Source organism: Enterobacter sp. ZOR0014 (assembly GCF_000798855.1).
Lineage (GTDB): Bacteria > Pseudomonadota > Gammaproteobacteria > Enterobacterales > Enterobacteriaceae > Enterobacter > Enterobacter kobei.
Genome location: NZ_JTLF01000251.1, coordinates 1 through 5,859 on the forward strand (window position 1 = coordinate 1; position 5,859 = coordinate 5,859).

Sequence of the window (5,859 nt, forward strand, 5' to 3'; positions counted from 1 at the left end):
AGTAGCAAGGAACATAAAGTGAACGGAATGACCACCACAGCCGTATGTTCCCCCTCACCCCAGCCCTTTGGGACAGGGTTGGAATGAGGGCTTATTTAAACCCCACCACCGGATGCTGCTGATACGGCGTTTCGAGCTCGGCAATCTGCTCCGGCGTCAGGGATAAATCCACTGCACTCAGCAGTTCATCCAGCTGTTCTTCCCTGGACGTCCCAATAATCGGTGCCGCGACCCCGCGCTTACTCAGCAGCCACGCCAGCGCCACCTGTGCGCGGGTGGCTCCCGTATCGTCGGCAATCCCGGCTAAGCGTTCGGCAATTAACGCATCGCTGGCTTCTGTACCGTCATAGAGATTTTTTCCGACTTCATCTGAGACCAGACGAGCCGTGGTTTCCCCCCATGGACGGGTTAAACGTCCGCGCGCCAGCGGGCTCCACGGGATCACCGCCACGCCCTCCTGATAGCACAGTGGCAGCATTTCGCGCTCTTCTTCACGGTAGATCAGGTTGTAGTGATCCTGCATGGTGACAAAACGCGCCCAGCCGTGCTGCGCCTGGAGATCCAGCGCCTGTGCAAACTGCGACGCATGCATAGACGACGCGCCGATATAGCGCGCTTTACCGGCTTTCACCACCTCGTTGAGCGCTTCAAGCGTCTCCTCGATCGGCGTGTTGTAATCCCAGCGGTGAATTTGCAGCAGGTCGACGTAATCCATGTTCAGGCGTCTAAGGCTGTCATCAATAGAGCGCAGGATCTGCGCGCGAGAAAGGCCCTGAGTCAGGTCACCTGACGGGTAGTACACCTTGGTGGCGACCACAATGTCATCCCGACGCGCAAAGTCACGCAGGGCACGACCGACAATCTCCTCGCTGCTGCCGTCGGAGTAGCTGTTGGCGGTGTCAAAGAAGTTAATGCCGCCCTCGATAGCGCGTTTAATAATCGGACGGCTACTCTCTTCCGGCAACGTCCAGGCGTGGTTCCCTCGTTCGGGCTCGCCAAAAGTCATACAGCCCAGGCAAAGCCGGGAAACCTTAAGGTCGGTTTTTCCTAATGTGGTGTATTGCATGGTTCCGCTCCTGCTGTTTAAACAATACGTTTAAGCATAGCAGGAGCGAAAAAGGGGAGGGATTAGTCCAGCCAGGCGCGGATTTTGGCTTCAATACCGGCGGCGTCCAGGCCAATAGCCGCACGGGCTTCATCCTGGGTACCCTGAGGAATGAAATGATCCGGCAGGCCGAGGTTCAACACCGGCACGACGTTGCGGTTTGCCATCAGCACCTCGTTCACGCCGCTTCCCGCACCGCCCATGATGGCGTTTTCTTCCAGAGTGACCAGCACGTCATGCGTCTCGGCCAAATTCAAAATCAGAGATTCGTCGAGCGGCTTCACGAAGCGCATATCCACCAGGGTAGCGTTTAGCGTTTCAGCGACCTTCGCAGCTTCTGGCATCAGCGTACCGAAGTTCAGGATCGCCACTTTCTCACCGCGACGTTTCACCAGACCTTTACCGATCGCCAGTTTTTCCAGGGGCTGCAGCTCAACGCCCACCGCATTGCCGCGTGGGTAGCGCACCGCACTAGGGCCATCCTGATAGTGATAGCCGGTAAACAGCATCTGACGACATTCGTTTTCGTCGCTTGGCGTCATGATGACCATATCCGGAATACAGCGCAGGAACGACAGATCGAATGCGCCCTGGTGCGTCTGACCGTCAGCGCCGACGATGCCCGCACGGTCTATCGCAAACAGTACCGGCAGCTTCTGGATGGCCACGTCATGGATCACCTGATCGTAGGCGCGCTGCAGGAAGGTAGAATAGATAGCGACCACCGGCTTGTAGCCGCCAATGGCCAGGCCCGCTGCGAACGTCACCGCATGCTGCTCGGCAATCGCCACGTCAAAATACTGGTCAGGGTATTTTCTGGAGAACTCCACCATGCCGGAGCCTTCACGCATGGCCGGGGTGATCGCCATCAGCTTGTTGTCTTTCGCGGCGGTTTCACACAGCCAGTCGCCGAAGATTTTGGAATAGCTCGGCATACCGCCGCTGCTTTTTGGCAGACAGCCGCTGGACGGGTCGAATTTTGGTACCGCGTGGAAGGTGATCGGATCTTTTTCCGCCGGTTCGTAGCCACGCCCTTTTTTGGTCATGATATGCAGGAACTGCGGGCCTTTCAGGTCGCGCATGTTCTTGAGGGTGGTGACCAGGCCCAGCACGTCATGGCCGTCAACCGGGCCAATATAGTTAAAGCCCAGCTCTTCAAACAGCGTACCCGGCACGACCATGCCTTTGATGTGTTCTTCGGTGCGCTTGAGCAGCTCTTTAATCGGCGGTACGCCGGAAAAGACTTTTTTACCGCCTTCACGCAGCGAGGAGTAAAGCTTGCCGGAAAGCAGCTGCGCCAGATGGTTGTTCAGCGCACCGACGTTCTCGGAAATCGACATTTCGTTATCGTTGAGGATAACCAGCATGTCCGGTTTGATATCACCCGCATGGTTCATGGCCTCAAAGGCCATCCCGGCGGTGATAGCACCGTCACCAATCACGCAGACGGTGCGGCGCTGTTTATTCTCTTTTTCGGCGGCAACGGCAATACCGATGCCCGCAGAAATGGAGGTGGAGGAGTGGCCGACGCTCAGCACGTCATACTCGCTCTCACCGCGCCACGGGAACGGATGCAGGCCACCTTTCTGACGAATGGTGCCAATTTTATCGCGACGTCCGGTCAGAATTTTGTGCGGATAGGCCTGGTGGCCCACGTCCCAGATAAGCTGATCGAACGGCGTGTTATAGACATAGTGCAGCGCCACGGTCAGTTCTACCGTGCCAAGCCCGGAGGCGAAATGGCCGCTTGAGCGGCTTACGCTGTCGAGCAGGTAGCGACGCAGCTCGTCGCACAGCTTCGGCAGGCTCTCTTTCGGCAACAGACGCAACTCCTGGGTGGAGTCAACTAACGCCAGTGTCGGGTATTTGGCAATATCAAAACTCATCAAAGGCTCATCGAGATATATAGTTTATTTATCACGCTGGATTATATAGTCCGCTAGCGCTTCCAGTGCCGAGGTATCCAGCGATTGTGCGGCCAGTACATTTAGCGACTGGCGGGCATCGTCAATCAGATCCCGGGCTTTACGTTGGGCTTGCTCAAGACCCAGCAGGGCGGGGTAGGTACTTTTGCCAAGCTGCTGGTCTGCACCCTGACGTTTACCCAATGTTGCAGTATCGCCCACCACATCCAGAATGTCATCCTGAACCTGGAATGCCAGACCGATACTTTCTGCGTATCTGTCCAGCGTCGGCAAGGCTTTGCGCCCTTGTTCACCCGCGCTCAGCGCGCCCAGGCGAACGGCAGAACGAATCAATGCCCCGGTTTTGTGGCGATGAATACGCTCCAGCTGTTCCAGATTAACCTGACGTCCTTCAGCTTCAAGATCCAGCGCTTGTCCGCCGCACATGCCGGCCACGCCGCTGGCCATCGCCAGTTCAGAAATCATTGCCAGGCGGTCACGGTCAGCCACTTCCGCCATCGGCGCATCGCTCAAAATAGAGAACGCCAGCGTTTGCAGGGCATCGCCCGCCAGAATGGCATTCGCTTCGCCAAACTTGATATGGCAGGTAGGTTGACCGCGACGCAGGTCGTCGTCGTCCATCGCCGGTAAATCATCGTGGATCAGCGAATAGGCATGGATGCACTCAACGGCGGCAGCCGGGGCGTCCAGCGTGTTATCGCTGATACCAAACATATTGCCTGTGGCGTACACCAGGAACGGGCGCAGGCGCTTTCCACCCAAGAGTGCGCCATAGTGCATAGCCTCAACCAGAGGAGTGTTCTGAAAAGGCTGTGGTGCAATAAAACGGCGCAGGGCGTCGTTGGCGCGAACTACACGCGCCTGAAGCTCGTTGGCAAAATCCATTTACTCGGCGTCCGGTGTGAAAGGCGTAGTTTTCGCGTCTTCGCTGTCGGAAAGCAGGATCTGCACGCGCTGCTCGGCCTGCTGCAGTTTGACCTGCCCCTGTCGCGCCAGCTGCACGCCACGTTCGAATTCGTTGAGCGCCTCTTCCAGCGGGAGATCGCCGCTCTCAAGACGGGTAACGATTTGCTCCAGTTCACTCAGCGCAGTTTCGAAACTGGCCGGTGCGTCGTTCTTCTTCGGCATAGTGAATTGACTCTTATATTCTTCGCCCCGACATGGTAACGGACTCGGGCGGATAAGCAAATAACGCGCAATGTGCACAGGAGCGGCGCGATGGTGGTATACTTGCGCGCCTGGATGCAGCCACGGGTGTGGGCTGCTGTACTCTTTTCCATTACAAGCCTTAATACGCTTGCCTAAGAAACATTGCCGCCATGAAGTTTATCATTAAATTGTTCCCTGAAATCACCATCAAAAGCCAATCTGTGCGTTTGCGCTTTATTAAAATTCTCACCGGGAACATTCGTAACGTATTAAAGCACTACGACGAAACGCTCGCCGTGGTGCGCCACTGGGACCACGTTGAAGTCCGTGCGAAAGACGAAAACAAACGTCAGGATATTCGCGACGCGCTGACCCGTATTCCGGGGATCCACCATATTCTGGAAGTGGAAGACGTCCCGTTCAGCGATATGCACGATATCTTCGAGAAAGCGCTGGTTCAGTACCGCGATCAGATCGAAGGCAAAACCTTCTGCGTACGCGTGAAACGTCGCGGCAAGCACGAATTCAGCTCCATTGAAGTGGAACGTTACGTTGGCGGCGGTTTGAACCAGCACGTCGAGTCTGCGCGCGTGCGTCTGACGCACCCGGACGTGACGGTTAACCTGGAGATCGAAAACGATCGCCTGCTGCTGGTGAAAGGTCGTTATGAAGGTATCGGCGGTTTCCCGATCGGCACCCAGGAAGATGTCTTGTCTCTGATCTCCGGCGGCTTCGACTCCGGCGTTTCCAGCTATATGCTGATGCGCCGCGGCTGTCGCGTCCATTACTGCTTCTTTAACCTGGGCGGTGCGGCGCATGAAATCGGCGTTCGCCAGGTCGCGCATTACCTGTGGAACCGCTTCGGCAGCTCCCACCGCGTGCGTTTTGTGGCGATCAACTTCGAGCCGGTAGTGGGCGAAATTCTTGAGAAAGTGGACGACGGCCAGATGGGCGTTATCCTGAAGCGCATGATGGTACGTGCGGCATCCAAAGTGGCTGAGCGCTACGGCGTGCAGGCGCTGGTCACCGGCGAAGCGCTGGGGCAGGTCTCCAGCCAGACGCTGACCAACCTGCGTCTGATCGACAACGTCTCTGATACGCTGATCCTGCGTCCGCTGATCTCCCACGATAAAGAGCACATCATCGATCTGGCACGTGAAATCGGCACCGAAGATTTTGCCCGTACCATGCCGGAATACTGCGGTGTGATCTCAAAAAGCCCGACCGTCAAAGCGGTGAAGGCGAAGATCGAAGCCGAAGAAGAGCACTTCGATTTCAGCATCCTGGATAAAGTGGTGGCGGAAGCGTCCAATATTGATATCCGCGAAATCGCCCAGCAGACCGAGCAGGACGTCGTCGAAGTGGAAACCGTAAGCGGTTTCGGCGCTAACGATGCGATTCTGGATATCCGCTCTATTGATGAGCAGGACGACAAGCCGCTGCAGGTGGAAGGCGTTGAAGTGGTGTCGCTGCCGTTCTACAAGCTGAGCACCAAATTTGGCGATCTCGACCAGAGCAAAACGTATCTGCTGTGGTGTGAGCGTGGGGTGATGAGCCGCCTGCAGGCACTGTATCTGCGCGAGCAGGGCTTTGCGAATGTGAAGGTGTATCGTCCGTAGTTTTTTGCGCGGGAATGCGGCCTGATGCCCTCACCCCGGCCCTCTCCCACGGGGAGAGGGA

At 56.8% G+C, this 5,859-nt stretch carries 5 protein-coding genes; 1 reads left to right on the top strand and 4 read right to left on the bottom strand.

Annotated elements, in window-relative coordinates; translation table 11 throughout:
* Positions 1 to 91: 91 nt before the first annotated feature.
* The 4 genes from L977_RS13120 to xseB all read right to left on the bottom strand — a co-directional run bounded on the left by L977_RS13120 (position 92) and on the right by xseB (position 4,158).
* A complete protein-coding gene (locus tag L977_RS13120; RefSeq protein ID WP_014882761.1) occupies positions 92 to 1,066 on the bottom strand; it encodes an aldo/keto reductase in 975 nt (324 codons plus the stop codon).
* Positions 1,067 to 1,128: 62 nt separating this feature from the next.
* Entirely contained in the window at positions 1,129 to 2,991 is a 1,863-nt protein-coding gene (gene dxs, locus L977_RS13125) for a 1-deoxy-D-xylulose-5-phosphate synthase (protein WP_014882762.1), read from the bottom strand.
* A 24-nt stretch (positions 2,992 to 3,015) separates the two neighbouring features.
* Positions 3,016 to 3,915 carry a (2E,6E)-farnesyl diphosphate synthase gene (gene ispA, locus L977_RS13130; RefSeq protein ID WP_014882763.1) on the bottom strand — a complete coding sequence of 300 codons (900 nt, stop codon included), beginning with the start codon at positions 3,913 to 3,915 and terminating at the stop codon, positions 3,016 to 3,018.
* Positions 3,916 to 4,158, bottom strand: coding sequence for an exodeoxyribonuclease VII small subunit (xseB, locus tag L977_RS13135; protein ID WP_008503331.1), 243 nt, complete (start codon positions 4,156 to 4,158; stop codon positions 3,916 to 3,918). It abuts the gene before it with no gap.
* Between the two features lie 191 nt (positions 4,159 to 4,349).
* Between xseB and thiI the strand changes: the two genes are divergently transcribed.
* A complete protein-coding gene (thiI, locus tag L977_RS13140) occupies positions 4,350 to 5,798 on the top strand; it encodes a tRNA uracil 4-sulfurtransferase ThiI (protein WP_014882764.1) in 1,449 nt (482 codons plus the stop codon).
* Positions 5,799 to 5,859 lie beyond the last annotated feature (61 nt).

Excerpts from the sequence above, each read along its gene's own strand:
- ispA (WP_014882763.1), bottom strand. The coding sequence starts at position 3,915 with ATGGATTTTGCCAACGAGCTTCAGGCGCGTGTAGTTCGCGCCAACGAC.
- thiI (WP_014882764.1), top strand. The coding sequence starts at position 4,350 with ATGAAGTTTATCATTAAATTGTTCCCTGAAATCACCATCAAAAGCCAA.
- xseB (WP_008503331.1), bottom strand. The coding sequence starts at position 4,158 with ATGCCGAAGAAGAACGACGCACCGGCCAGTTTCGAAACTGCGCTGAGT.
- L977_RS13120 (WP_014882761.1), bottom strand. The coding sequence starts at position 1,066 with ATGCAATACACCACATTAGGAAAAACCGACCTTAAGGTTTCCCGGCTT.
- dxs (WP_014882762.1), bottom strand. The coding sequence starts at position 2,991 with ATGAGTTTTGATATTGCCAAATACCCGACACTGGCGTTAGTTGACTCC.